General features: G+C 62.7%; 28 protein-coding genes. 16 read left to right on the top strand and 12 right to left on the bottom strand.

The features are described 5' to 3' along the window. The first annotated feature begins 24 nt into the window (after positions 1-24). The 4 genes from OJ996_RS21150 to OJ996_RS21165 all read left to right on the top strand — a co-directional run bounded on the left by OJ996_RS21150 (position 25) and on the right by OJ996_RS21165 (position 4,516). On the top strand, positions 25-1,749 hold the full coding sequence (locus tag OJ996_RS21150) for a transglycosylase domain-containing protein (protein ID WP_264515676.1): 1,725 nt from the start codon (positions 25-27) through the stop codon (positions 1,747-1,749). A gap of 97 nt (positions 1,750-1,846) precedes the next feature. Next, positions 1,847-2,872, top strand: coding sequence for a peptidylprolyl isomerase (locus tag OJ996_RS21155; RefSeq protein WP_264515677.1), 1,026 nt, complete (start codon positions 1,847-1,849; stop codon positions 2,870-2,872). 9 nt (positions 2,873-2,881) lie between these two features. Then, entirely contained in the window at positions 2,882-3,739 is an 858-nt protein-coding gene (pdxA, locus tag OJ996_RS21160; RefSeq protein WP_264515678.1) for a 4-hydroxythreonine-4-phosphate dehydrogenase PdxA, read from the top strand. Between the two features lie 6 nt (positions 3,740-3,745). Further along, positions 3,746-4,516, top strand: coding sequence for an MBL fold metallo-hydrolase (locus OJ996_RS21165; protein ID WP_264515679.1), 771 nt, complete (start codon positions 3,746-3,748; stop codon positions 4,514-4,516). Here the strand turns inward: OJ996_RS21165 and OJ996_RS21170 are convergent. After that, complete coding sequence (locus OJ996_RS21170) at positions 4,513-5,226, bottom strand: outer membrane lipoprotein-sorting protein (RefSeq protein ID WP_264515680.1); 714 nt, start codon at positions 5,224-5,226, stop codon at positions 4,513-4,515. The two genes, OJ996_RS21165 and OJ996_RS21170, sit on opposite strands and share 4 nt — an antisense overlap. Before the next feature lie 181 nt (positions 5,227-5,407). Between OJ996_RS21170 and OJ996_RS21175 the strand changes: the two genes are divergently transcribed. Continuing rightward, positions 5,408-6,400 (top strand): hypothetical protein, encoded by a 993-nt coding sequence (locus OJ996_RS21175; protein WP_264515681.1) that lies wholly within the window; start codon positions 5,408-5,410, stop codon positions 6,398-6,400. 51 nt (positions 6,401-6,451) lie between these two features. Beyond that, positions 6,452-7,213, top strand: coding sequence for a hypothetical protein (locus tag OJ996_RS21180; protein ID WP_264515682.1), 762 nt, complete (start codon positions 6,452-6,454; stop codon positions 7,211-7,213). Here the strand turns inward: OJ996_RS21180 and OJ996_RS21185 are convergent, their stop codons facing one another. Further along, positions 7,214-7,813: an EF-hand domain-containing protein gene (locus OJ996_RS21185; protein WP_264515683.1), complete on the bottom strand. Its 600-nt coding sequence runs from the start codon at positions 7,811-7,813 to the stop codon at positions 7,214-7,216. Between the two features lie 111 nt (positions 7,814-7,924). Here OJ996_RS21185 and OJ996_RS21190 point away from each other — a divergent pair, with 111 nt between their 5' ends. After that, positions 7,925-8,410 carry a hypothetical protein gene (locus OJ996_RS21190; RefSeq protein ID WP_264515684.1) on the top strand — a complete coding sequence of 162 codons (486 nt, stop codon included), beginning with the start codon at positions 7,925-7,927 and terminating at the stop codon, positions 8,408-8,410. 54 nt (positions 8,411-8,464) lie between these two features. Here OJ996_RS21190 and OJ996_RS21195 read toward each other — a convergent pair whose 3' ends face one another. Together OJ996_RS21195 and OJ996_RS21200 are read right to left on the bottom strand one after the other, a co-directional pair. After that, positions 8,465-10,678 carry a hypothetical protein gene (locus OJ996_RS21195; protein ID WP_264515685.1) on the bottom strand — a complete coding sequence of 738 codons (2,214 nt, stop codon included), beginning with the start codon at positions 10,676-10,678 and terminating at the stop codon, positions 8,465-8,467. A 135-nt stretch (positions 10,679-10,813) separates the two neighbouring features. Beyond that, positions 10,814-11,608 (bottom strand): 3-keto-disaccharide hydrolase, encoded by a 795-nt coding sequence (locus tag OJ996_RS21200; protein ID WP_264515686.1) that lies wholly within the window; start codon positions 11,606-11,608, stop codon positions 10,814-10,816. Positions 11,609-11,715: 107 nt separating this feature from the next. Here OJ996_RS21200 and OJ996_RS21205 point away from each other — a divergent pair, with 107 nt between their 5' ends. Next, the gene (locus OJ996_RS21205; RefSeq protein ID WP_264515688.1) at positions 11,716-12,723 is read left to right on the top strand and encodes a polyprenyl synthetase family protein; all 1,008 of its coding nucleotides are present in this window, start codon (positions 11,716-11,718) and stop codon (positions 12,721-12,723) included. 92 nt (positions 12,724-12,815) lie between these two features. Here OJ996_RS21205 and OJ996_RS21210 read toward each other — a convergent pair whose 3' ends face one another. Genes OJ996_RS21210 through OJ996_RS21225 form a run of 4 tightly spaced genes read right to left on the bottom strand, consistent with a single transcriptional unit; the run spans position 12,816 to position 14,595 of the window. Next, positions 12,816-13,130 (bottom strand): type II toxin-antitoxin system RelE/ParE family toxin, encoded by a 315-nt coding sequence (locus OJ996_RS21210; protein ID WP_264515689.1) that lies wholly within the window; start codon positions 13,128-13,130, stop codon positions 12,816-12,818. Beyond that, positions 13,118-13,375 carry a type II toxin-antitoxin system Phd/YefM family antitoxin gene (locus OJ996_RS21215; RefSeq protein ID WP_264515690.1) on the bottom strand — a complete coding sequence of 86 codons (258 nt, stop codon included), beginning with the start codon at positions 13,373-13,375 and terminating at the stop codon, positions 13,118-13,120. The genes OJ996_RS21210 and OJ996_RS21215 overlap by 13 nt, the downstream gene beginning before the upstream one ends. A gap of 48 nt (positions 13,376-13,423) precedes the next feature. Next, positions 13,424-14,113, bottom strand: coding sequence for a ubiquinone/menaquinone biosynthesis methyltransferase (locus tag OJ996_RS21220; protein WP_264515691.1), 690 nt, complete (start codon positions 14,111-14,113; stop codon positions 13,424-13,426). 11 nt (positions 14,114-14,124) lie between these two features. Further along, positions 14,125-14,595, bottom strand: coding sequence for a GNAT family N-acetyltransferase (locus OJ996_RS21225; protein WP_264515692.1), 471 nt, complete (start codon positions 14,593-14,595; stop codon positions 14,125-14,127). Between the two features lie 108 nt (positions 14,596-14,703). On the opposite strand from OJ996_RS21225, the gene OJ996_RS21230 reads away from it, so the two are divergent. From OJ996_RS21230 to OJ996_RS21260, 7 genes are all read left to right on the top strand, one after another. Next, positions 14,704-15,843: an ABC transporter ATP-binding protein gene (locus OJ996_RS21230; RefSeq protein ID WP_264515693.1), complete on the top strand. Its 1,140-nt coding sequence runs from the start codon at positions 14,704-14,706 to the stop codon at positions 15,841-15,843. Then, positions 15,843-16,676 (top strand): ABC transporter permease, encoded by an 834-nt coding sequence (locus OJ996_RS21235; RefSeq protein ID WP_264515694.1) that lies wholly within the window; start codon positions 15,843-15,845, stop codon positions 16,674-16,676. Before OJ996_RS21230 ends, OJ996_RS21235 begins: the two co-directional genes overlap by 1 nt. Next, positions 16,673-17,449 (top strand): ABC transporter permease, encoded by a 777-nt coding sequence (locus OJ996_RS21240; protein ID WP_264515695.1) that lies wholly within the window; start codon positions 16,673-16,675, stop codon positions 17,447-17,449. Before OJ996_RS21235 ends, OJ996_RS21240 begins: the two co-directional genes overlap by 4 nt. A gap of 3 nt (positions 17,450-17,452) precedes the next feature. Further along, entirely contained in the window at positions 17,453-17,719 is a 267-nt protein-coding gene (locus OJ996_RS21245; RefSeq protein WP_264515696.1) for a DUF2164 domain-containing protein, read from the top strand. A 91-nt stretch (positions 17,720-17,810) separates the two neighbouring features. Next, on the top strand, positions 17,811-18,875 hold the full coding sequence (locus tag OJ996_RS21250) for an ABC transporter substrate-binding protein (protein ID WP_264515697.1): 1,065 nt from the start codon (positions 17,811-17,813) through the stop codon (positions 18,873-18,875). A 253-nt stretch (positions 18,876-19,128) separates the two neighbouring features. After that, a complete protein-coding gene (locus OJ996_RS21255; protein WP_264515698.1) occupies positions 19,129-20,472 on the top strand; it encodes a sulfatase-like hydrolase/transferase in 1,344 nt (447 codons plus the stop codon). Between the two features lie 83 nt (positions 20,473-20,555). After that, the gene (locus OJ996_RS21260; protein WP_264515699.1) at positions 20,556-20,876 is read left to right on the top strand and encodes a putative signal transducing protein; all 321 of its coding nucleotides are present in this window, start codon (positions 20,556-20,558) and stop codon (positions 20,874-20,876) included. Position 20,877: 1 nt separating this feature from the next. Here the strand turns inward: OJ996_RS21260 and OJ996_RS21265 are convergent, their stop codons facing one another. The 4 genes from OJ996_RS21265 to OJ996_RS21280 all read right to left on the bottom strand — a co-directional run bounded on the left by OJ996_RS21265 (position 20,878) and on the right by OJ996_RS21280 (position 25,770). Beyond that, entirely contained in the window at positions 20,878-21,699 is an 822-nt protein-coding gene (locus tag OJ996_RS21265) for a hypothetical protein (protein WP_264515700.1), read from the bottom strand. 17 nt (positions 21,700-21,716) lie between these two features. Then, positions 21,717-22,373, bottom strand: coding sequence for a PEP-CTERM sorting domain-containing protein (locus OJ996_RS21270; protein ID WP_264515701.1), 657 nt, complete (start codon positions 22,371-22,373; stop codon positions 21,717-21,719). A gap of 23 nt (positions 22,374-22,396) precedes the next feature. Then, positions 22,397-25,030, bottom strand: coding sequence for a cytochrome c peroxidase (locus OJ996_RS21275; protein WP_264515702.1), 2,634 nt, complete (start codon positions 25,028-25,030; stop codon positions 22,397-22,399). Positions 25,031-25,284: 254 nt separating this feature from the next. Beyond that, positions 25,285-25,770: a hypothetical protein gene (locus tag OJ996_RS21280; protein ID WP_264515703.1), complete on the bottom strand. Its 486-nt coding sequence runs from the start codon at positions 25,768-25,770 to the stop codon at positions 25,285-25,287. 144 nt (positions 25,771-25,914) lie between these two features. Here OJ996_RS21280 and OJ996_RS21285 point away from each other — a divergent pair, with 144 nt between their 5' ends. Continuing rightward, complete coding sequence (locus OJ996_RS21285; RefSeq protein ID WP_264515704.1) at positions 25,915-26,298, top strand: nuclear transport factor 2 family protein; 384 nt, start codon at positions 25,915-25,917, stop codon at positions 26,296-26,298. Positions 26,299-26,499 lie beyond the last annotated feature (201 nt).

Consider the following 26,499-nt stretch of genomic DNA (forward strand, 5'->3'; position numbering starts at 1 on the left):
TCACGGATCACCCGGCACTTTCCCATGTCTTCCTGGCGTACCACCCGCAAGATCCCGGCTTGGCAGTCATGGATGCCGGAATGGCTCCGGACCGCCCTCCGTTGGGGAATCTGGGCCGTGGTGATCTGCCTTGTCACCCTTTTGGTCGGTGCCATGTATTTCTTCGCGGAGGCCTCGCGCTTCGACCTCGCCGAGGTCGCCAGGATGCCGGCCCGCACCACGATCTTCGACCGCAACGGCAAGGAGATCGGCAGCGCCGGCGGCAACAATCGCCGCCTCGTATCTCGCCAAGACATCCCTGACTTCTTGGTGAAGGCCCTCCGTGCCCGCGAGGACGCCCGTTTCTTCGAGCACTCCGGCGTCGATGTCCGCGGTCTGCTCCGCGCCACGGTCCGCAACGTGAAGGATGGCGATTTTACTCAAGGCGCCTCCACTCTTTCGATGCAGCTCGCCCGCAACACTTACGGCGAGGAGCACAAGCAACTGAAAGCGAAATCAATTCACCGCAAACTCCTCGAGATCGCCCTCACCCTCCGTATCGAGAACCACTACACGAAGGATCAGATCCTCGCCCACTATCTCAACCGCATCTACTTCGGCTCCGGCTGCCATGGTGTCGATCAGGCCGCCCGCACCTACTTCGGCAAGCCCGTCTCCGAGCTGAACGAAGCCGAGTCCGCGATGATGGTCGGCATTATCCGCGGCCCGCACATCTTCTCGCCCTTCCGCAACTTCAAAGCCGCCAAGGAACAGCAGACCCAGACCTTGGCCCGGATGAAGGCGATGAAGCTGATCGACGCGGAAACCGTCGACCTCATCAGCAACAGGCCCATCAAGCTGGTTCCTTCCGAACAGCGCACTTCCGAGCGTTCCTATGTCCTCGAGGCGGTGCAGAAGGAGCTGCAGGACATCCTCGATGATGAGGATATCCGCGACGGCGGCTTGGTCGTGAAGACCACCCTCGATAGCGGCTGGCAACTGCGCCTTGAAACCGACCTCTCCGAGTCCCTCCGCAAGATCGAGCAATCGAAGACCTGGACCTATCCCGTCCACGCCAATCACGAACCCGGACAGACCCCGGCCTACCTCCAGTGTGCCGCCGTGACCCTCGAAACCAAGACCGGTGCCATCCTCGGTCTGGTCGGAGGCCGGGACTATCTCGACTCCCGTTTTGATCGCACAATCGGCGCCCGCCGCGATCTCGGTGCTGCCTTCGAGCCATGGATCGCTGCCGCCGCCGCCGAGCGCGGACGCATCGTCCTCCCCGGCAAGCCGGTCCAAACCGGCCGCCAGATCGGCCCGAAGGAAACCGCCCGGATCGCGAAGCGCTGCGGCATCACCGGCCCCTTCCAAGAATCGGAAGATCTTTTCCGCGGTATCGCCGCCGCCACCCCCCTCGAACTCGCTACCGGCCTCGCCACCCTCGGCAATCAGGGCATGCGCCCGAAACCCTTCCTGATTCAGTCGATCGCCACTCCGGACGGAAAAACCGTTTACCAGGCCTCCAGCTCGCTCTCGCCCGCCATCGGCAAGGCCGCCGCCAAGGAAGCCGCCTCCCTGCTCGAAAACACCGGCAGCACCCGGGTCTACGGCGGTGCCACCGGCTCCGGGCGGGACGCATGGCTCGCCCGCCTCGGCCCCAAAGGCTCCACCGCCATCTGGGTCGGATTCGATCAGCCCCAACGCATCAGTTCCGCCGCCCAGCTCGACCAAGTCCTTTCCGATCTCGCCACCCGCTTGGGAAATTGAGCCCCACCGAAAGGTGACTTCCCGCCCGCTTTACCCGCTTGCAATGCCCGTCCGACCGGGAAACAGTCACGCCGTCCTCTTCTCCACTTTCCGACCCATGAATCGACCCATCGTTTGGCTGGCCCTCTTGGCCACCTCCGGTCTCGCGCCAGCCCAGCAACCGGCCGCTCCGCCCCAAGCCCGGCCCGCCGGTGCCTTCGAGGTGAACGGCATCGCCGCCAAGGTGAACGGCCGCGTGATCACGAAAAACCGGGTCGGCTTCATGCTCGCACCCATCTATGCCCAGCTGATGGCCCAATTCCCGCGCCGTGGGGCCGAGTTCGAGCGCCAGGCTCTGGAAGCCCGCGAGAAAATCCTCCAGGAGCTGATCGACCGCGAAATCATCCTCTCCGAGTTCAAGGCCATGGAGTCCAAGGGCGCCAACCTGCCACCCCACGTGGTGGAGAAGGAAATCGATCGCCAGATCCGCGAACTCTACAATGGCAGCGAAGTGAAATTCGAGGAGGAGTTGAAGCGCGCCCGCATGACCCGGGACGGCTTCCGCAAGATGACGCGCGAGCAGCTCATCGTGCAGGCCATCCGCGCCGAACACTTCTCGGACGCCCCGCCGCCGCTCCCGGGTGAGATCCAGAAAGAATACTCGTCCGTAAGGGACTCGATCCGCGATATCACCAAGGACAAGATCACCTTCAACAAGATCTTCCTGCCGCGTCAGGACGCGCAGAATCCTCTCGCCACGGCTGAGTCGCAGCTCGCCTTGGCCGAACAGATCGCTGCCGATGTAAAAGCGGGTTCCGACTTCTCGGAGCTGGCCAAGAAGCACTCCCGCGACGCCTTCTCCGCAGAGGGTGGCTTCCAAGAGAACGTCCCCCGCACCGATCTCGCCCCGGAGTTCGCCGCGATCATTTTCAATGGCAAAGCGGGCGACGTCGTCGGGCCTCTGGAAGACCCCGCTGGCTTCACGGTCGTGAAGATCGGCCAGATTTTCCCCGGGCCGGCCCCCTCGCTCAGCGAGGTGAAGGAGAACATTGAGGAGCGGGTCCGCCGCAAGAAATCCTCCGTTGCCTACGAGCGGTGGATCGAAGGCAAGCGCCGCGCCGCGATGATCGAGAAGAAGATCTAAGCTGAGCCCATGCCCCGCATCCTGATCACTCAGGGAGATCCCGCCGGGATCGGCCCCGAGGTGGTGGCGAAGGCACTCGACTCGGGACAGTTGCCATCCGGATTCGATTTCCAGATCTTAGGGTCTGCCGTCGCGGCCACCCCGGGCCGACCGGACGATGCCAGTGCCTTGGCGGCACTGGAGGCCCTCGAGGAGTCCGTGCGGATCCTCAAATCGGACGCCGATGCAGTTGCCGTGGTCACCGCTCCGGTGTCCAAAGCAACCCTACAACGCCGCGGATTCTCATTTCCGGGCCAGACGGAATTTTTCGCGGAACGCTTTGGCTGCAATAGCTTTGCGATGTGCCTCAGCGGCGCCACCATGAGCGTGGGACTGGCAACCATCCATATCCCGCTCGCGAGCGTTCCCTCATCCTTGACGGTGAGCGGGATCGTCCGCGTCGGTCTCCTGCTCGCGGACTTCGCCCGGCGCCGCTTCGGCCGTCAGCCCCGCATTGCCGTGGTGGGGCTCAATCCCCACGCCGGAGAAGAAGGTCGCTTCGGCGATGAGGAAACTCGCATCATCACCCCGGCCATCGAAGCCCTCAATCGGACTGAGACCGGCGACTTCTCGGGCCCTCACGTGCCGGATGCCGTCTTCCGGCAGGCCGCCCGCGGCGAGTTTGATGCCGTGCTTGCCATGTATCATGACCAAGGCCTCATCCCTCTCAAGCTCCTCGACTTCGACACTGGCGTGAATGTCACACTCGGCTTGCCGAAGCCTCGCACCAGCCCCGACCACGGCACTGCCTTCGATATCGCTGGCAAGGGCATCGCCCGCGCCGATTCCATGATCCACGCCATCAAGCTGGCCTGCGAACTCGCCTGATTCGCGATGCTCTACGACACCACCGCCGATGTGATCCGGAAGGCCCTGAGAGGCCTCGGCATGGCCCCTTCGGAGGCCGCTGCTGCTGCCGGACTTCCGGAACGCGAGGTCCTCGCCGCTAGCCGGGGTAAGGTTTTAGCTCAGACACTCCGCCAACTCGCCCCGGCGCTTTGCCTCAGCCCTGGAGCTTTGGCCGGACTCCCCGGCTACACCCCGCCCGCTTGCCCTCTCGCGGAGGTTCAGCGGATCGAGCTCCCCTTCGACGACGAAACAGTGAACGCTTGGCTCGTTGCCGATGGCGAGGGCGGTCATCTGCTTTTCGATACAGGTGACGGCCCGAACGACGTCCGCAAGGTCCTTGAGAATCTCGGCATCGAATCGGTCACCGTGCTGATTACCCACGAGCACGGCGACCATACCGGCGGACTCCGCGGCTTGGGCCACATGGCCCTGCGCATTCAGGACCCGCAACAGGGTGACCTTCTTCATCTTGGGACCCTCACGATCCGCGTCATCGACCTCCCCGGCCACTGCGAGGGAGCCGTAGGCTACGTGGTCGAAGGGCTAGGCCTCCCCCTCTGCGTCACCGGGGATGCCCTCTTCGCCGGCTCCATGGGCGGATGCGCCCCGGGCACGCCCTACCGCGAAGCTTTGGAAGCCTTGCGCCGGAACGTGATGACCCTCCCTCCGGAAACGATCCTTCTTACCGGTCACGGCCCCGCCAGCACGGTGGCAAGCGAGCGCCTCTCAAACGCATTCCTCGCCGATCTGGCCTAGCGCTTCCCGCCTCCGGTCCCGCGCTTCTTCGGCTTGTCGAACTCGATGTAAGTCACCGACTTGGTGCGATACTCCCCACCCCGGTCTTCCAAGGTGTTGACCCGCATGGACTCGACCGTCCAGCCCTTCCCGCCCGGAAGCTGCATCACCTTGTTCACGAGGAACTCCTTCAGCGGCTTGCCCTGCTTGTCGTGAGCACGGACCTGCCAGAAGGCTCCGTATTTTTTGTGGACCCAGACATAGACCACCTTGAAGGCCCCTTGCCCGGTGTTGTTATCCAGGCGGATCTTGTAGCACTGGGCCCCGTTCGCGTTCTCCTCGCCTTCCAGCTTGGCATTCGGCCAGTAGAGAAAGCGCAGGGTGAGATCCTCATAGGAGACATCCGTCCCGGAGATCGGCTCGGCCAACTTCTTCGAAGGGAACGCCGTGGTCTTGCCGTTCTCCGCCACGGTCAGCAGATCCGCCTTCTCGTCACCCAGGCGGATGTGAAAGCGCTCTCCATTCCCGAGGTTGAACTGCATGTTCTCCTCGCGGACATAGAGGCTGATCGGAAATTTTTTGCCACCGCCGCGGATCGAGCCATCCAGATCGAAATCCTGCAGGGTCGCGGAGAGCCGGATGCTTTTGATCATCTGGTTCGCGTCCGGCGCCTGCGCATGAAGCGGGGCGACGGCAGCGGCGAGAAAAGCGGAGGCGAGGAAAGCTTTCATTGGCGGCGCGATAGAATGGCCTAGAAGGGAGGACGGCGCAAGGCTGCGCGGCATTCGCAAAAAGAGCGCTGCGGATGACCGGGATTTTTCAAATTCCTGCCATTAGGTGCTTGATGCAGACAGCGGCCACGAAGTGGAATCGGCCCACAGCACTCGCTACGCCCTTCCGCACGCACCCCACATGAGCCTACGCACGCAGCTAACGGAAATCCTCCCGCCCTTGTTGCCGAGCAATCCGGCCGAGTCGATCAAGGGCACCGAATTGATCCGCTTGGCGCGCCTGCAACTGAACGGGGCTTATTCCGACGCCTCGCTGCGTTACCATTTCTCCATCATGTCCTGCGATCCGGCCTCGCCGATCGCCAAGGTGGAAAAGGGCCAAGGCTACTACCGCCGCACCGCACCGGTGCCGGCACTGACCGGCGCCCAGGAGCTTCTCGCCCTCAGCCACGGCCGCCTCGACGATTTCGGCTCGGACCATGAGGCGGTGGACGCCGCGCTCGAGCGCCTGCGCAAGTTCCGCGCGGTCGTGATGCGCTACTACGACGTCAACGGCCGCTTCCCCTTCGTTTTCCGCCAGGCATTCGCCCAAGGCTCCCCGCTCGGTAACCTCTGGAAATTCCCGGAAGTGGTGCTGGTGGACTGGGAGACCGGCGAAGGCCCGGATGGCGAGCTCACCCTCGACCCCACGATGCTCTCGCTCAAGCAGCGCATGGGCCTGCCGCCCTTCCGCCTGCATGCCGCCCGCCTGCGCATCCAACCCTCGCTCGATAGCTTCCGCGAGGACTTCTTTCAGGCTCTCTCCGCCTCGATCTGGGCGCAGGGTGGCGAACTGATCTACGCCGCCCCGGTACTGGATGAAGCACTGGCTGACGCCCTCCGCCGCCTGAATGCCGCCTTCGGCGTCGGCGTCATCTCCTTCGGTCTCACCCCGCAGGCGCTGGATGACCTCCCCCGCCCCGCCAATATCCTCAACGCCCATCCGAAGGAAACGGAAGCGCTGATGGAGCGTCTGGACGTTCATCGCATCGCCGCACCGCACTCCCGCCAGCACATCGATTGGCAGGCGCTCGACGGCCTCCGCCGCGAAAGCCCGGAGATCGACCAACTCATCGCCTGGCTCTCTTCCTGCATCGAGAACGGCCGCGCCGAAGCTTACCGCGAGGAAGCCTGATTGCATTGACCCTTGCCGCAGGCACGCCCGCGGACATTCTTCCCGCCATCGATGCCCGGCGCGCCAGTCAATGTGATCTGTATGAAGTGGGGGAAGCGTTACCCCGCGCAGTACGTGAATATCCTCTTCCGCTCCCTGCAGCGGAATCTCTCTCGCCCCTTCCGTTTCATCTGCCTCACGGATAACACGGATGGCCTCGTCGAAGGGATCGAAACCTACCCTTTCCCGGAGAACCCCGGCATCACTCAGGCCAAATGGCCGAACGTCTTCCTGAAGCTGGTCATGACCCGCGACGGCTTCGCCGATCTCGAAGGGCCGACCCTCTTCCTCGACCTCGATCTCGTTATCCTGGACTCCGTCGATTGCTTCTTCGACTACCAGCCCGGGAAGAACTGCATCATCCACAACTGGATCGAGCGCCGGAAGCAGATCCTCCGCAAGCGCCCGGACATCGGGAACTCCTCGATCTTCCGCTTCGAGGCCGGCAAGTCGCAGTACATCTACGAGACCTTCATCCGTGAGATGGATCGCGCCCAGGACCGCTCCATCTTCCAGACCGAGCAGGCCTTCCTCACCTATGCGATGAAGGAACGCTACTGGTGGCCGGAGGAATGGGTCCGCAGCTTCAAGTACAACTGCCGCCCCTCCTTCCCGCTCAATCTCATCGTCGCCCCGCAGAAGCCCCCGGGCGCGAAGGTCCTCGTTTTCCACGGAAAGCCCGACCCGCCGGATGCCGTGACGGGAGTTAGCGATGGCAAGATCCACCATCGGGTCCTCGCTGCCCCATGGGTGGCCGATTACTGGCACGAGTAATCAGTCCCTGCCGCGGCCCGGACGCTGGCGGAAGCCGCCGCGCTCGCGCTCACTACGATTCGCCCGTTGTCGCCCTCCTTCGGCGACCCGGTTGGAGAAATTCTGGATCATGGCCTCTTGCTCGGCCGCATCTAGCGAGCCGTCGCCATTCGCATCCGCACGGGTAAAGCCGCGCTGCATCCGCTCGGAGACCTCGTTCTGCGTGAGGATGCCATCGCCATTCGCATCCTGCTCCTTGAAACGCGAGTTCATCTGCACCTTCAGCTCCGCGAAACGCTTGGCTTGGAGTTGGGCCTTGTAGGCATCACGCTGTTCCTGGGTCAATGGACCGCCGGGTGTTCCTGCCGCGGGGGCCTGAGGAGTCACCGCGGCAAGCGCTGCCGAGGGAACCGATGAAATTGGCTCGTCCACCGCTTCCTCCAGTGCCTCCGTTGTTTCTTCGGCAGCAGCCACCTCCTTCTCCCTCTCTGCCGATCGCTTTGAGCCCAGCGGCCTGAAGGTCTTCGGCTTGCTATCCGGAACCGCCGCCTGCTCCTCGTTCTTCTCGCAAGAGGAAACCAGAGCGATCACCGGGATCATCCAAAGGAACTTCGCTTTCATGGGCTAGGGCACGAACCTCAGCCAGTCTGACAAGTTGCGAAGATCTCGCCAAGACAGGAATCTGCGCAGAAACATCGTATTCAGCCCGGACTCACCGTAGAGAAGGAGCCAATGACCAAGGCGCGAACGCTCGCGATCATCATCCCGCTTGCTTCCATTCTCGGTGCAGCGATCTGGCTCGCAATTCCTGGGCAAGTCTCCCCCGCCACGCGTCCACCTGAACCCTTGGCCGGCCAGAACAAGCGCCCGTCCGGCAGCACCGAAGGAAAGCTCAGGAGCATCCGCCTTCCCGCCTTCAAGGTCGAGGACATCAGCGTCGCGGAATTTGTGGATTATCTCCGCGGACACTCGATCGCCAGCGACGGGAATCCAGGCGACTTCCCCGGAGTGGACATCCGCATCATGCCACCGCACCACGGCTTCCAAGAAGATGCCGAACAGGGCAGACTCTTAACCGGAGACTACCGGATCAGGGAGCTGGCCCTCCCAAGCATGACTCTTGAAGAAGTCATCCGTCATGCCTTCGAGAAAACCAAGATTCGCTATGCCGTGCGGGACGAGGTGCTCTGGATCCACGGTCCTGCCGACCACAAATAAAAAGCCGGACCCCGTATCGGAGTCCGGCTTTGAGATCGATCCTTCCGGTCGCGATTAGCGCACCTTGATGTGGAAGGAGGTCCGCAGCTTGCCGCCTTCCACGCGCTCGCTCAGGCTGATGCCGTCGAATTCAGCGAAGGCCTCGAGGCCCTTCTGGATCCGCGGGATCTCCGCCTTGAATTGCTCGTAGTTCGGGCCCATCACCGCTTCCCCGTGCTTCTCCAGCAGGCTCACCCAGTCGGACGAGAAGGTCCGCAGGGCATCGAAATCGAATTCGAACCAAGCACCCGTCTTGTCCTCGCCGGCGCTATCCGCTGCCGCGATGAGGTCGAAGGCCTGCAACTTCGAGGTGGAGGCCACGAACCACTTGTCGCCCACGGTCACGCAGGGGTTCAGATCATCGCCGGTGAAGGGCAACGGGAAGGACCAGGCGGTGTGCCCGTTCCGCTCCGAGCTCGTCGGCTTCTGCATCGGGATTTCATTGCCAGAGATCTCGCTCACCGTTTTGAAGATGTTCTTCAGCGAGCCTTCCACCTTGGTCCAGGACTCCTGCAGCTTGGCGCGATCCGTCACCGGCGAGATCACCGAAGCACGGACGAACTTGCCGCCGTCGATCAGCTCCTGCGGCAGGCCCGGAATGGTGGGCACTCCCCCCTTCAGGTCCACCACCAGCGCAGATTCCGTGCCCAGACCGGCTTCCGCCGTCTGCAGCGCATCCCAGATGCCGATGGTATCCGTGCGGAACTTCTCGTTAAAGATACCGAAGCCCTGCTTGAATTGCGCGAAGTCCGCGTTGTCGTCGAGGTTCAGGCCCGCCACCTTCTCGGCGATCGCATAGCCCGTCTCGATGATCGCTTCGCCGTATTCGTTGGCGCGCTTGTTATACTCCGGGCTGGAGACCCAGTTGCCGAACATCAGCACCCCTTCGCCACCGCCCAGCTTGGACAGCTTGTGAGCGGCACCGTGGTCGAAAGCTCCGCGATCCACACCGCCGAACAGTTCGAACTTCACGCCCTCGTCGAGGACGATCAGGCCACCGCTCGTATCCGCCTTGGCCATCGCGATCAGCGCGTCCTCCTTCTCGCCCACCAGCTCCAGCAGGGAGGCCAGCTCGCGGGTATCGCCGAAGGCCTCGGAACCGGTCAGGCCGTCGCGCACGCCCAGCGCCATGTCCTTCAGGCTACCTGCCACCAGCGATTGGGTCAGGCCCTTCTCGGCGTAGGTGAAGCCCACGATCTTCTTGTCCTTGTAGCCATCCACGTAGGAGATGCCCTCGTTGGCCGCCAAGGAATCCTCCACCTTGTCGACGAGCGGGAGAGCCTCCTCGCTGTCGCCCAGATAGAGCATCAGGTAGTTCTCCGGAGCGATCGAACCGTAGGCGATGACGATGTTCTTCTTCTTCAGCGCCTCGATCAGCTTGTCGACATCCGCCGGAGCCAGCATCTGGTCGATCTCTGCACGGCCCTGCTCCAGCGTGGTCGCCAGGAAAGTACCGGCGATTTTCACGCCCTTGAAAGCGGCGCCGCCCTTGGTGAATTCAATCGGAGCCGCGGCCTCGCCCAGCGCGCCGACAGCCATTTCCAGACCCGAGGCGAGCTGCTGCTGCGCCATGCCCAGGGTCTCCGCGTCTTCCGCCTTGATGCCCATCAGCACCGGCGGGACGGCCAGCCCTTCGATCAGCGGCATCTCCTTGCCGAGTTCCTTGGCCAGCTCCAGCATTGAGGACTGGGTGGCGGCGTCCATGCCGGAGAAGTCGCCGGTCTTCGCACCTTCGGCGAAGGCCTGCGTCAGCACGCGCATCTGGAAGTAGTTGCTGCGGCGGCTCAGGTCCATCAGGTGCTTCACCTGCGGAGCCGTGCCCTTGCCGGTCGCCATGAAAATTTCCTGGCCCACGAATTTGCCGGCCATCACCGCACCCTCCGTGATCTCGGCCTCGGGATCGGTGCCACCTTCGGCCTGCGCGACCTCGCGGATGAAGCCCCAAGTCTTCAGGGACTTCAGGCGCTTCACGATCTCCTTGCCGTCGTAAATGCCGAGCACGCTCTCGGTATCCTTCGAGAGGCGGCCGACGATCCCCAGCATCGCGGCGCGCTCGCCGGGGCTCAGGGCCTTCACTTCGGGAGCAGGATTACCCACCACGGCCTTCACGGCCTCGGCGACGGGTCCTGCTGCCGGCGGAGCGGATTCTTCCTTCTCTTTCTTGCCACAGGCGCTGAGAACCAGCGCGGACGCGGGAAGAACCGACCACCATGTACGGAACGATTTCATTACCCGCAAAGCTTACGGAAATTCACGAACACTGAGCAATTCCAAAGCAGGACCGATTTCGCACCGCCCTAACGGCAAAAGGCCGGGGGCGCAGCGCACTCCCGGCCTCTATCTCAGAGTTGTAGGGGCAGCCCCTTACTTCGCTTCCTCGTGGCTTGCGATCGACCGCACCCACACGTTGCGGAAGTCGATCGGATCCCCGTGGAACTGGAGCTGGATCGGCCCGGTCTCGGGGTGATTCTCAGGATACTTCGCCAGCTGGCGGTACTGCGTCGGCCCGATCAACTTGCGGGCATTCTGCACCACCACGCCGTTCACCAGCACCGTCGCCACGGCAGGCTCCACCACCTTGCCGCCTTCGGTCTTCGGCGGGGTGAAGAGGATGTCGTAGCTCTGCCACTCACCCTGCGGGCGGATGGCATTCACCAGCGGGGGGCTCTGCCCATAAAGGGCTCCCGCGGTGCCGTCCGCATAAGTCGGGTTCTCGTGGCTCTGCAGGATTTGCACCTCGTACAGGCCCATCAGGAAGATTCCGCTGTTGCCACCGCCTTGGCCCTTCACCGGGCGGCCCGGCGGCACGCGCCACTCGATGTGGACCTGCACGGGGCCGAACTTGTCCTTGGAAACCAGTGTTCCCGGCGCGGCGGTGAAAATGCCGTCCTTCACCGGCCAAGTGGCAGGCTTGCCATCGGTCGTCCAAGCGTCGAGCGATCTGCCGTCGAAAAGCACCTTGGCGTCAGCCGGGGCCTTCACCACCACTGCTCCGGCGTTTTCCACCACCGGAGGCTGCGGGCGGCTGCCGTCGTGCACCTTCCACGGCGTGCCCGGGATCTGCGGGGTGCCGGGATCGATTCCCGGGCCCTCGGCTGCTACTGCCATCCCCCCGGCTGCCAGGCAGCCGGCCATCGCCGTCCATCGGAGTGCTCGCATGAGTTCAACTGGCAAAACGCTCTCCCCGGTGCAATCTTTCGCTGCGTTCGTGACATCGGGGTTGCGGACGCTTGGGGATTGTGAAATTTTTCACAAGCGTCTGCGCCATGAGCAATTCCACCCTTCCGCAGGGCCGTAACGAGCGGTTCCCATTCGAGCTAGTCAGGCCCCAGTTGGAACGTGTGGAAGCTTCCATCCGCGATCAGGTCCGCGCCTTCGATCCCGCCGTCGAGCCCTACGTCAGCTACGTCTGCAATACCTCGGGCAAGCGCATCCGCCCCGCCCTCTCGATCCTCGCCGGCGGCGCGCTCGGGAATGTCGAGGATGGGCACGTGAAGCTCGGCGTGATCCTCGAGTTGGTCCACATGGCGACCCTCGTCCATGATGATATCATCGATGGTGCGGTGACCCGCCGCATGGTGCCCACCGCGAATGCCAAATGGGGTGCCGGACTCTCGGTGCTCCTCGGCGATGCTCTCTTCTCTCACGCCTTGGCCCTTGCCACGGAGTTCAATGACATCGGCATCTGCCGCAAGGTCGGCATCGCCTCGCGCGAAGTCTGCGAGGGCGAGATCATCCAGACCCAGCGCCGCTTCGATCTCACCCTCACGAAGGCCGATTATTTCCGCATCATCGAGATGAAGACCGGCGCGCTCTTCGCCGCCGCCACCGGCATCGCCGCTGCCATCTCCGGTGCTGACGAAGCCACGGAAGCCAAGCTCTACGACTACGGCTTGAAGCTCGGCACTGCCTATCAGATCTATGATGACTGCCTTGATCTCGTCGGCAGCGAGGAAGCCGTCGGCAAGACGCTCCGCACCGATCTCGAAAAGGGCAAGCTCACCCTACCGATCCTCAACCTCCTCGATTGCTCCAGCGAATCGCAGCGCTCCAAGCTGACCAAGCGCATCGTGGAGCAGCAGCCGCTCGATCTCCCCGTTCTCGTCGGCATCGCCGAATACGAGGGTGCCATCGAGTCCGCTGTCGATACCGCCCAAGCCATGCTTGGCACCTGCCGCGACCACCTCGTCGGCCTCCCCGGCGGCGAATACGTCGAGGCCCTCGAACAGATCACCCGCTTCCTCGGCGCCCTGCTCGAAAAGTGCCGCCGCTGATTCGGGCGCCTCGCGATCTTTTACGTGGACAAGGAGAGGGTGCGTCTCGCGCCCCATCGAAGGACCTTGGGTTTGGATGAGCCGAAGCCGTCTTATTTAGCCGACTCACGCCCCTCAAGATCTTCAAACCTGAAGAGTCTTTCGGTGCGCATAATGTAGAGGATGAATACCAAGTCCCCGGAGACCCGGTAAAAAATTCGAAGCGGAGGAAGCACGAGATGACGATAAACCGTCCCTCTCAATTCCTGCGGACACGCCCCCAATTCGGGAAACGACTCAAGTTGATCAACCCGGGCAAAGACCCTCCGCACCAGCCGCTTTGCAGCCGAGGGATCATCCAGCGAAATATAATCTGCAATCCCGTCGAGGTCGCTCAGCGCGGGATCGGTCCAAATTACTCGAGCCATCGCGCCATTCGCTTCTTGGCATCCGCGTGAGGCACCACTCGGCCTTCCAGGATCGCCTTCTCTCCTCGGGCGATCCCTTCCAACAGTTCGAGCTTTTTCTGCATCCGCGAGAACTCATCCACACCCAGCAGATAAGCTGCTGGCTGACCGTGCTGGGTAATCAAAACCGGCTCCTTATGCTCGGCCAGTCCATCGATAATCTCGGTCGCGCGGCGCTTCAATGTGGTCACCAATTCGCTTCTCACGAAGTGACACTAAAGTATCACATCGAAGTAGTCAACCTGACGGGGAATTCAAACCGCCTCCGCCGTGTAGATCGACGCCACCCCGCAGCTCAGCGGCTCCGCCTCAGCACCTTTAAACCCCTGAGCCTCGATCAACTCGCACATCGCTTTCCCCATCGGGAACTCTTCGATCGATCCTCCCAGATACTCATAGGCATCCTTCTGTCCCGTCAGGGCACCTGCCATTTTCGGCAGGACGTTGTGGAGATACCAGCGATACGGCTTCCGCAGCAGATTCTCCGGCAGTGAGAAGTCCAGCACCAGCAGATGCCCGCCGGGCCTCAGCACCCGCCGCATCTCCTTGATCGCGCCTGCGTAGTTCACCATGTTCCGCAACCCGAAGGCCACGGTCACCACATCATACTCGCCATCCTTAAAGGGCAGCGCCATCGCATCCGCCACCAACGTGCGCGCCAAGCCGCGACGGGTGGCATGCACCAGCATCTCCGCGCAGAAATCGCTCCCCGTGACCTCCGCCTCCGGGCACTTGTCCTGCATCTCCAGCGCCAGATCGCCGGTGCCGGTGGCCACATCGAGAATCCTCCGCGGCTTCCAGCCCTTCACGATCCGCGCCACCTTCTTCCGCCACAAAATGTCCGTGCCCAAGCTCAGCACGTGATTCGTGGTCACATAGCGGTCCGCGATCCGCGCGAAGGCATCGCGGACATACGAAGGATCCTGAATCGTTCCGGCACCCATGATCATTTCAGTCAGGGCAGAATGTCGGCGTAGATCCCCGGATCGCTACCCGGAATCTCGATTGCCCCGCAGGCTTTCGCATAAAACTCCTTCGGCCCCACTCCGCCGATGAAGGCGTAGGCGTAGCCGGTGTCGCGCAGCGCTTCCAGCGACTTGAATAGCAGTGCCTTCCCGATCCCCGTGCCGCGGGCAGCTTCGGAAACCCCGGTCGGGCCGAAAAAGCCTTTCATCGTCGTATCGTAGCAAGCGAAGCCCAAGATCACCTTGTCCTTCGTGGCGATGAAGCAGGCCACCGGCTGACGGGTGATCGCCACCTCCACCTCGCTCACCCACTTGGCCGAGAAGTTCGCCCGGGCGAATTCCGCCACCGTGTGCTTCTCAAAGGCCCGGGCACGGCGCAGCGTGATTCCCTGCGCCGCCACCTTGGCATAGATCTCCCCGCTGTCGGGAAGGTCGTAGAGCCGCACCAGCATGTCGATCATGCCGGATGGGTAGCGGATCGGCGGGCACCGGCAAATGGGAAATCACCGCATCGGAACGCATTTCCCATCGACACCGGCCCTCCCTGCCACGTTTCATGCCATGAGGAAATGGCTTCTTATCTGCGCTTCGAGAATGTCACACGGCGCTTCGGCTCCTTTACCGCCGTCAACAACGTCACGCTCGATATCGAAAAGGGCGAGACTTTCTCCCTGCTAGGCCCCTCAGGCTGCGGGAAAACCACCCTGCTCCGCATGGCCGCGGGCTTCGACAAGCCGGACAGCGGCCGCGTCCTCCTCGATGGCAAGGACATCACCCCTTTGCCGCCGGACCAGCGCCCGGTGAACACCGTCTTCCAGAGCTACGCCCTCTTCCCCCACCTCTCCATCCGCGACAACATCGGCTTCGGCCCGAAGATTGCGAAATGGGCTCCGGACGCAATCAAGCGTGGCGTCGATGAGATGCTCGAGCTCGTCGACCTGAAGGCCCACGCCGACAAGAAGCCCTCCCAACTCTCCGGCGGCCAGAAGCAACGCGTCGCCATCGCACGCGCTCTCGTCAACAAGCCCAAGGTTCTGCTCCTCGACGAACCCCTCGCCGCCCTCGACCTGAAGCTCCGCCAGCGCCTCCTCGTCGAACTCGATGCCATCCACGACGAGGTCGGCATCACCTTCATCTATGTCACCCACGACCAGGGCGAGGCCATGTCGATTTCCGATCGCATCGCCGTGATGAACAAGGGCGTGATCGAACAGGTCGGACCTCCCGCCGAGATCTACGAGGCCCCGCGCAGCTCCTTCGTCGCCGCCTTCATCGGCGATACCAATTTCCTCGATGGCAAGATCACCGAGTGCATCGACAGCCGCTTCTCCCGCTGCGAGGTGAAGGGCTTCGGCACCATCGTCATCGACAACGACAAGCCCGTTAGCATTGGCGACCGCATCCACCTCTCGCTCCGACCCGAGAAACTCGTCGTCTCACGCGACCGGCCGAATACCACCGAGATCGACAACGCCATCGAGGGCAAGGTCGAGGACGTCATCTACTACGGCTCCCATACCCGCTACTGGGTTCGCTGCGGCGAATGGCGACTCTGCGCCGAAATGCAGCACCGCCGCTATCAACTCGACGAGAGCTCTCCCAAATGGGGCGACACCGTCTGGCTCAAATGGCACGCCAACGACGGCTTCCTCCTCGAACAATACCGCGAGGAAGACGAAGGCATGCTCACACTCCCCGACGCCGACTGATGAAGAAGGAGCAGAAGCCCGAACTTCTCGCCACGGCCCCCAGCCTCCTCTGGCTGGTGCTCTTCGTGCTGGTGCCGGTGGTTACGATCTTCGCCATCGCCTTCCGCCCCGCCCTCCCCGCCGGCGGCATCGGCGAAGGCTGGAGTCTCGATGCCGTCCGCGCTCTCGGCGACCCCAGCTATCCCGCGCTCTTTGTCCGCACCATCCTCATCAGTGCGCTCGCCACCCTCGGCTGCCTCGCCCTGGGTCTTCCCGCGGCCTACGCCATGGCCCGCCTCAGCCCGGCATGGCGCTCACGCATGCTGCTCCTCGTCATCGTCCCCTTCTGGACCAATTTCGTGATCCGCGTCTTCGCCTGGCAGCAGATCCTCCATGCCCAAGGCTACGTCGCATCCTTCCTCCGCAGCCTCCACATCATCGGCGAGAATGACCGCCTGTTAGGCAACACCGGTGCCGTTGTTATCGTCAGCACCTACACCTACCTTCCCTTCGCCATCCTGCCTCTCTTCGCCGCCGCGGAGAAGTTCGATTTCGGCCTGCTCGATGCCGCCCGAGACCTCGGAGCCAAGCCCCTCCGCGCCTTCTTCTCTGTCTTCGTCCCCGGCATCCGCCAAGGGATCATCACCGCCTTCCTAGTCGTCTTCATCCCCATGCTCGGCTCCTACGTCGTGCCGGACATGGTCGGCGGCACAGGCACTCAGATGATCGGCAACAAGATCGCGCAGCGAAACTTCACCGATCGCAATCTCCCCGAAGCCGCGGCGCTCTCCGGCGCTCTCGCCCTCCTTGTCCTCGCCCCGATGTTTCTCAGGAGAAAGGAGAAGACCGCATGAAACCCAGCCGCGCCCCGTTCATCACCCTGATCGTCGTGCTGGTGTTCTTCTACCTGCCGATCCTCTTCCTCGTCATCAACTCCTTCAACAACTCCCGCTTCGCCTCGAAGTGGACCGGCTTCAGCACCCGCTGGTATGAGCGTCTCTTCGAGCGCACCGATATCCTTGCCGCCCTCGGCAACTCGGTAAAGGTCGCCACCGCCGCCAGCCTCTTCTCGATGATCCCCGGCACCGCCGCCGCCTTCGCCCTCCACCTCTACAAGTCGAAGCTTCAGGATGCCCACCGCCTGCTCGTTACCGTCCCGCTCGTCCTGCCGGACATCCTTATGGGCATGAGCCTGCTGCTGCTTTTCGTCTCCTTCGGCATGAGCCTCAGCCTCGTGACCATCACCGTCGCGCATATCACCTTCTGCCTGAGCTACGTCGCTCTCGTCGTCCAAGCCCGTCTTCAGGACTTCGACTTCAATGTCGTCGAAGCCGCCCAGGATCTCGGCGCCACCAAGGTGCAGGCCTTCATGAAGGTCACCCTGCCCCTCCTCGCTCCCGGCATCCTCGCCGGCGGCCTGCTCGCCTTCACTCTTTCCATCGACGATTACGTCATCACCTACTTCGTCAAGGGCCCTGGCTCCGATACCCTGCCCACTCTCGTCTATTCCATGATCAAGAAGAGCAAGGACCTGCCCGTCATCAACGCCCTCTCCTCGCTCATGCTCATCGTCACCTTCGCGATCGTGTTCGTCTCACAGCGCCTCACCCGACCCGCCGTCTCCTGAGCCATGCCCGTCCGTCTCACCCCCGATCAGCGCAAGAAGGCCATCAACTCCATCGGCCGCTACCTTGAGGAAGAACTCGAACAAGACATCGGCGAAATGCAGGCCGGCTTCCTGCTCGACTACTTCCTCACCGAGATCGCCCCTATCGTCTACAACCAAGGCGTCGCCGATGCCCGCAGCTTCATCGACGAGAAGCTCCAGGACATCACCGGCACCTGCTTCGAACACGAACTCACCTACTGGACCAAGCCCCCGGGCAAAGGGAAGTGAGCCCTCAATCCGAATCCATCCCGGCCCTCTTCCACCGATTGAACATTGAAACTTCACCATTTGCTGTTTCCCTCATTCTGATCCTGTCGCCATGAACCGCCGCCACTTCATCACCGCATCCTCCGCCGCTCTCGCCGCGGCATCCCTCCCCTCCTGCAAATCCAAGGAAGGCAGCGCCGGCTCTGGCGGCGCCAAACAAACGCTCACCGTCTTCACATGGGCTGACTACCTCAGCGAGGAAGCCAGGTCCTCATTCGAGAAAGCGAACAACTGCACCGTCGTCATCGACACCTTCGATTCGAACGAGGCCATGCTCGCCAAGCTCGAATCCGGCGCTAGCGGCTACGACATCCTCGTCCCCTCCTCTTACGCCGTGCAGGCCCTCAAGCGGAAGGACATGATCCAGTCCCTCGATCACTCGAAGCTCCCGAACCTCAAGAACGTCGATTCCGATTACCTGACCAAGGCGCTCGACGCCAAGATGGAGTTCTCCGTCCCCTACATGCTCGCCCCCACCTGTCTCTGCTACCTTGCCTCCAAAGTACCGAACCCGGACAGCTCATGGGCCATGCTCGACCGCGCCGATCTCAAGGGCCGCATCACCCTGCTCGATGACATGCGCGAGGTCCTTGGTGCCGCGCTCAAGTTCCTCGGCCATCCGCTCAATTCCGTCGATCCCGCCCAGCTCGCCGCCGCACGCGACATCGCCATCGGCTGGAAGAAGCACATCGCGAAGTTCGAGAACGAGCAATACAAGACCGGCATCGCCTCCGGAGAGTTCTACCTCGTCCACGGCTACGCCGGCGACCTCATCCAAGCCAGCGAGGAGAACGAGGACATGCGCATCTTCATCCCGAAGGAAGGCACCTCCTTCCCCTGCGATGACCTCTGCATCCCGAAGGGCGCGAAGAACCTCGATCTCGCTCACGCCTTCATCAATCACCTCGCCGATGCCGAAGTCGCCGCGGAGAACATGGAATGGATCGGCTACCGCGCCCCAAACTCCGCCGCCTACCCTCACCTCAGCGAGGATTTCCGCGGCAGCGAGCTCCTCTTCCCGCCCGCCGAACTCTTCGCCAAGTGCGAACCCATTGGCGATCTCGGCGATAAGCTCCCTCTCTGGACCGCCGAGTGGGACAAGGTAAAGACCGCCTGATCTCCGGTAGCGGAGACTCAAGTCCGCCGCACATCGTAGCGGAAACACTTTTTCGTGCTTCCCGCGGCTCGCGCCCGCTCTCAAGACGCCATCCTTCCTGCCACTTGCTCCCACCCGGAGAAATCCTCTCGCCTCAGGAACACTCTCCTCTGTCGCGAAGTAGGGAAGTAGGGTTCTGAACATGGCCGAACCTCCGGATGGGACCCGCCCTCATCGTCAAGTCATGCCTTGGAATCTATTTCCTCACTCCTTCATGATCCGCCGATCCATCGCTCTCATCCTCCTCGCCCTCACCGCCAGGCTCCTCGCCGCCCCGCCCAACGTCATCGTCATCTTCACCGATGACCAGGGCTATGCCGATGCCGGCTGCTACGGCTCCCCCGACTTCAAGACTCCCTCCATCGATCGCCTCGCCCGCGAAGGTGTTAGATTCACCCGCTTCTACGCCGGCTCCGCCGTCTGCTCCCCCAGCCGCGCCTGCCTCATGACCGGCCGTTATCCATGGAAGGCCGGCCTCGAAGGCAACGCCGCTGCCACCGTCTCCGAGTCCATCAACGACCTCTCCCAAGCCCCGCCCTCCTCACCCGGACTTCCCTCCAGCGAGCTCACCCTTGCCGAGCTCTTCCGCATGTCCGGCTACGCCACCGCCCACATCGGCAAGTGGCACCTCGGACCCGGACCCGGCATGAAGCCCCTCGACCAAGGCTTCAGCTACTCCTTCGGCCACATGAATGGCTGCATCGATAATTACTCCCACTTCGTCTACTGGGGTGGACCGAATCGCCATGATCTCTGGGAGAACAATCTCCGCGTCCACCACCCCGGCCGCTTCTTTCCCGATCTCATGGTCGAGAAGGCATCCTCCTTCCTCGAGGAGAACCGCGCGAAGCCCTTCTTCATGTACTTCGCGGTGAACCTTCCGCACTACCCCTACCAGAGCGATCCCGAGATCGCCGCGCAATACGCCCACCTCCTCTACCCGCGGAATCTCTATGCCGCCGCCCTCGCCAGCATGGATGCCCGTATCGGTCGCCTGCTCGACAAGCTCGACCAACTCGACCTCCGCAGGAACACCATCGTCGTCTTCCAAGCCGACCAAGGTGCATCCACCGAGGAGCGCGCCCACGGCGGCGGCGGCGACAACGGTCCCTTCCGCGGCTCGAAGTTCAGCCTCTTCGAGGGCGGCATCCGCGTCCCCGCCATCATCTCTTGGCCCAGCACGCTTCCGCATGGCGAGACCCGCAGCGCCACCGCCCACGGCGCCGATTGGTTCCCCACCCTCGCGGCCCTCTGCAAGCTCCCGCTTCCAAGCAACCTCAGCCTCGACGGCCACGACCTTGGCACTGTCATCGCCTCCCCGGAGACCCCAAGTCCTCACCAGTTCTTGCAGTGGCGCCTCCAAGAACAATGGGCCGTCATCAAGGGCCCTTGGAAACTCATCCACCGCCCGAACGACGTCGCCAAGGACGGCCCGCCCCTCGACGAAGCCGCCAAACAATGGTTCCTCGTCAATCTCGATAACGACCCCGCCGAAACCCGCAGCGTCGCCGCCGACCACCCCGGGATCGTCGAAGAGCTCAAAGCCCTCCGCCCCTAGCTCCCTCTAGCCCGCCCCTCAAACCGCGCGGCAGCGCACACTTCGATTTGTGATTTGGAGATTAGTGATTAGTCATTTCTCCCATGAAGCTCATCTTCGACCACATCGACTTCACCATCGTCGGCCACCTCCAATCTCTTCTCGAAGCCGAAGGCATCAAAACCGAGATCCGCAATCTCAATGCCTCCAGCGCCGCCGGTGATGTCCCCTTCACCCAAGTCTATCCCGAGCTCTGGGTCCTCCATAATTCCGACGAAGCCCGCGCCAAGGAGATCGTCAAAACCTACCGCGACCAAGAAGCTGCCACCCCCGTGGGACCGGATTGGACCTGCCCCGTCTGCAAGGAACGCGTCGAAGGCGTCTTCTCGGAATGCTGGAACTGCGGTGCCGCCGCCCCGAATTGACTCAGAAACGCCAGGTCACGCCGGAATGCAGGGAGAAGTCCTTCCCCCGTGACCCGATGCCCGTTCCGGCTCCCAGTCGGATCGTGCAGGCATGAACCGGCGTCCAATACATCCCTGCCCCCACCTCATGCTCCCCGTGCGTGTTGAAGTCCCCGATCGCTTCCACGCCCGCCGCCCACTCCTGCGTGATCTCTTGCCGCCATCCCAGCGAATAGCCGAAGGCATAGTCCCCCCCGTCCGCCGCGATCCCGATCAAATTTCCGATCAGGCGGCGGCTTTCCCCGAACCGCCTCTCCATCATGAATCGGAATTGGAAGTGATCCTCCCCGTGGCGATGAATTCCCCCATGGCTATGGCCCGCCTCCGCGCCGTGCACGTGCGCACCGGAGCCTCCACCCGCAGGAGCATCGGGCCCTTGGTCGATTCCTCCCGGGTTGCTGTTGTGGACATGCGTGGCCCCGTGGGAATGCCCTGACCCCTCGGCAAAGAGATAGCTCGCATAGACCCCCATCCGCCATCGCTTGCTCTCGATCGGTAGCAGATACAGTAGCATCGGGTTCACGCCCGAGTAGCCCCAGCCCTCTCCGTCGTCCGCGAAGCGCACCGTGCTCCCGAACGCCAGCCCCGGCGCGATCCCTGTTAGAAACCCGGGCTCGAACGACAGCTCATCCTCGCTGCCCTGCTTGCTCCACTCGAAGGCGCTGAAGGCCACCCCATGCCGCACATCCGGCACCTCGGGATCATAGTTCAAAAGGAAATCCTGACCATGATGCGCGATGGCCATCGATGGAACAGAAGCAAGCAGGACAAGGAGTGCTCTCATGGTCGTTCGTGGCAAGATTACCGGCGACGGCGCAGCCCCATCACACCCATTGCGGCCGTAGCCAGCAGAGCCGCGGACGGCTCCGGCACGGTGGTGAAGTTTGTGTAGAAGCCCTGCCGCGGCAGCCCGCCCGTGGCCGGACCGTGGCTACCCATCGCCACCGTATACAGCCCCGGCTCCAGGTAGAGAGTCAGGCTGGCCGTCGTCTCCGTCGTGTTGCTCACGAAGCCTTGGAGCTGAGTCAGCCCTTCAGCCCATGGCACCAAGCCGTTGTTCTGATAGGTGTGGTTATCGGAGCCCGTGTTGTCCCAGCCCGACCAGATGGTGAAGGAGGGGAAGAGATACTGGGTATCACGCACGCCTTCCAGGAAGGGCACGCTGGCATTCCGACCCATCGTGATGGTGAGATACACCGCCTCGGTAACTTCCACCGCGGCCCAACTGCTGGTGTGGGTCCAGCCCATGTTTTCGGCACCGGCGAATGCCGTGTCGTGCCACGACCAGACGCCCACGTTGGCGTCCTCCACGTTCGGAGTCGTCACCGTTTCGTTGGCTCCGATCTGGATCGTCCAAGCGTATCCGATGCCGCCTTCCGCGGGATCTTCATTCACGATCGTGGCGGCACGGGCGCTGGCATAGGCAGCCATGATCAAGGCAATAGGGATGTAGTTCATAGTGTTCAGGGGTAGATGGTTTTTCAACGGGTGCTATGGAGGCGGAAGAAGCGGCGCGGCTCTACCGACGTGGGCAAGGCGGACGATTCTTCGTTAAGGAGGAATTGGGAGGGGGCCGTCATCGGCCCCCAAGGTCCGGCAGGACTGGGGGAACTTTGCGGATACCAGCCCGATGACGGTCCGGGCCATTTCAGGATCACGCCATCCGCCGCGGGAGATATCGTCAGCACCGGCGCGGCTTCGTTCCCGTCGCTCACTCCGTTACCGTCCCGGTCACCACCCAGTCGGCCTCCATTCCCCTGCAGCACTCCCAGCAGCGTGGCACTATCGCCCGGTTGGATCAGTGCCAAGAGCGCGGCACGCGTGAGCGGTGCCTCGCCAGCCCGGTCGGATACATAGCGTGCGCTTGCAGGCACGTAACGATAGCTCCGCGAAACTCCTCCGATCTTGCCGCGCAGCACCACATCGCAGTCCAGGATCAGCGGTGCGGCGCGCGCCTCCAGCAGATCCATCTCAGCTGTCACCGCTGCGCTCCCTTTCCGTGCATGATCGATCGTCATGCTCCTGCCCACCGCCGGTGCCGTCCCCGTGTCGAAGCACATCAGGAAGGCGCTCACATCGCGCAGCTCCTGCACCTTGCTCAGATTGTCCAGGTGGTAGAAGTGGACCTTCGGCATCTCGTGGCCGCTCCCATCCGAGCCCAGACCGAATCCCGAGAGGGACGCCGCGCCGCTCGCCGGGTTGTAAAGGTTCGCCCGCTGATAGATGGTTCTCAGGGGCGGATTCTTCATCTCCTGCGTGCCATTCACTTCCAGCTTGCGATCGATGTTCTGGTCCGTGCCCGCAGGCAGCGCGTGGCACATCGCGCAGTGGCTCTTCTCATGGTTGTTGAACATGTCCCTCCCCTTCACCGGGTTTCCGTTCCCCAGCGCGGTCGGCAGCGTGCGATCCGGGTTGCGGTTCGGGTTCGGGTGGTGCCGCAGCGTCATCAGATACGCGCTCAGCGCATCCATGTCCGCCGCCGGGATCTCGTTCCCGCCCATCAGCTTGTCGTAGGTGGAGTTGAAGCTCTGCAGAGATGGCTTGTCGCCGCGCCAGTGGAACTTTGCCGTGATCGCTTCCGGCGGGGTTACCAGCGGCGTCACATTGCCGCCCATTCCCACCAGCGTCTGCGTCACCATCGGCCCCTTCATCGGGTGCATCACGCGGTCCTCCAGCGTCAGGATGTGGGCGGAAAGAAATGCCCCCTTCATCGTCACCATCTCGCCGCCCGGATCACCTTGGTCCCAGGCGAGGCCATCGCGATCCGCGTCCAAGTGGCAGGTTGCGCAGGATACCGTGCCGTTGCCGGATAGCCGCGCATCGAAGAGGAAGCCCCGCCCCTGCCGGATGGCCGCTGGCGTCGGATCATTGCTACCCGACGGGATCTCGGTGAGCACCGCAGCCGTGCCGGTGTCGATCGTCGTGATGCTGTTCGAGATCTTGTTCAGCACGAAGAGGCGCGTCCCGTCCGGCGTGAGGGCCAGTCCACGCGGTCCTCGCATCAGCGCGGATCCCTCGCCTTCGGAGCGCAGGTCGATCCGGGCGCTCACCGCACCGCTCTGCACATCCACTCGTGCCACCCGGTCCGAGTTGAAGGCGACGATCCAAGCGTCTTGCCCGCTTGCCGGGAAGACGATCGCTGTCGGCTGGGCCAGCGCCTGCGAGCTCGCTGCCGTGTTCGGCTTCACTCCGTAGTCGATTCCCGGATTCAGATCGTGGATCAGCGGTGTCGCGTCGCCGTTGAGCTGGATCTTGCTCAAGCGGTGCCGGGCGAACTTCCCGCGCAGGTTCGGCTCGTAGCGGATCAGGTTCAGCGATTCCGAGTTGGCGATCCACAGTTCATCGCTTCCCGGACGCAGCGCCAGGTCGAAGGGATGTGTCCCCGTATCACCGAAGTAGCGCGTTACCGCCAGCGTGCTCGTATTGATCTCCGCCACATCGTGGTCGATCACGTTGTGAGCGATCCGCGGATCATTCGCCGCGACGATGAGGGCCGTCGTCGGGGCCGCCGGGAGATTGGGATTGTCGGGCACAGGCTGTGCCGGTGCCGTGGTCCGCGGTAGGATCGTCGTGCGATTTCCCGAGAGCAGGAAAGCCACATAGATCCGGCTCCCGTCGGCATTGGAGGTGATCGCTCTCGGCGCGACACCCTCGAGGCTTATGCTGCCGAGCGGAGCCCGCGTCGTCGCGTTGAACACCCGCAGCATCCGGTTGGCCGAGCAACTCACGAAGGCCTTCCCGGCGGCGAAGTGCACGTCGGCCGGTTCGTCCGGCACCTGCAGCGTATCGATCACCGAGCCATCGATCAGTGATACGATCGAGATCGAGTCGGAGACTTCGTTCACCACCCAGGCTTCGCTATCCGTGCGCGCACGCACGCTTACCGGCTCCAGTCCCACCGGGATCTCGCCGATCAAAAGCGGCGACTGCCTCAAGCTGTTAGAGCAATTGAAAACCGAGAGTGAGGCATCGGGAGAGTTCACCGCCAGCAGGGTCTTCCCGTCAGGCGTCAAGCTGATCGGGTGGACATGGCGGGCTTCGAAGTGCGTGAAGGTCTGCGCCCATGCGCATGGGAAGGCGACGGCGAGCGCCGCGCTGAGGATACGGAGGATCATCATTGAGAGAGAAAAATTGAAATCAGGAGAGAATTCCTCCCGCCGGACATGCGTGCGCAGCGCTCGCCGGCGGAAGGTCCGGCCCTTGTCCTTGCGCCTCTGGGGATGAACCCTTTTAAGTGCAGGCCGGAAGGGATGCGTGGCGCGCAGGACGCAAGCCACGGGAGAAGGCCTCGCAGCAAATCGCTGCGGGAATAGGCGGGCGAAGGCGTCTCAGCGGGAAAACCCCGCCGCCCCTCGGCCGCATCTTCTCATCAAATCAATTCCTGTCTCGGCGGTGGCACCGGCGGGGCATGAATACCCGGACGGATAAAGAGGATCGGTGCCACGAAGACCACCGGAGGTGCATCTACAGCCACGGGAGTTTTGAGAATGCCGGAATTCGCAGCCACAAACTCCGGTGCCTTGGCGAATAAAGACGGCGCCGGGGGAGCATCCTGCTTGCCGCCTTCTGCATCGGCCATCTTGGCTTGCGCGATCTTGCAGCAGAGATGGCAGGGCTTCTTGCCGCTAAAAGTGTCTTCCGCTCCTTTGAGAAATCCGGACTCCTTCGAGTAGGAAACCAACATGTTCCCCCAAGCATAGACCTGCACGACGGCATATTGTCCCCCTGCCAAATGGAGGCAGGCGAAGAGGAGAAACAGGGACTGGAAGAGCTTCTTCAGATGCTTGCTAGGAGCGTTCTGTGGAAGCGCAAGGACGCGGGACTCTTCCCACACCCAGGTTCGCGGGCAAGCCAAAAGATCGGAAATATGGAAAGCTGAACGGAACTCGTCCCCACTCCGTTCGGATGACGATCAGCCGGGTATTCATCTTGCGAATCAGAGGATACCTGAAGCTCTGGAATCAGTAGTCTAGCCGCTCTTCACTTCGCCATCACTACCATGTCCGATCAATCCACCCTGCAAACCGAACTCCTCCGCGCCGCTTACACCGCCTTCAATTCGCGCGACATCGATGCCGCCCTTGTCCTCATGACTCCCGATGTTGCCTGGCCGAAAGCCTTCAAGGGCGGATTCGTCCGCGGCCCTGAAGAAGTTCGCGCCTACTGGACCGAACAATGGAGCGAGATCGACCCCAAGGTCGAACCCGTCGCCTTCCACGCGCAGGACGACGGCAGCATCCTCGTCGATGTTCGCCAGATCGTCCGCGACCTCGCGGGCAACACCTTGGCCGATGAACACGTCGGCCATCGCTTCATCTTCGAAGGCGGCTTGATCCAAGCCATGGAAGTCACTCCTCTTCCCACCCCGTCCTCACTCGTCTAACAGAAACTTCCATTCAACCTCGAAACGCCAACCCTTCTAAGAGGTCGCGACGCAACCCTTCGGTGAATGGCCAACCATCTCTAAAGCCCCAACGGGCATGCGCGTCAGGTTAAGCCTTCGGCTTTTTCAGCACCGACTTCGCCGGTTTGACCCGTCTCAACACGAACGTGTTCCGGTCCTCCAGTACCCATTCCAGTTCTT

The sequence above is a fragment of the Luteolibacter rhizosphaerae genome, from assembly GCF_025950095.1.
Taxonomy (GTDB): Bacteria; Verrucomicrobiota; Verrucomicrobiia; order Verrucomicrobiales; family Akkermansiaceae; genus Haloferula; species Haloferula rhizosphaerae.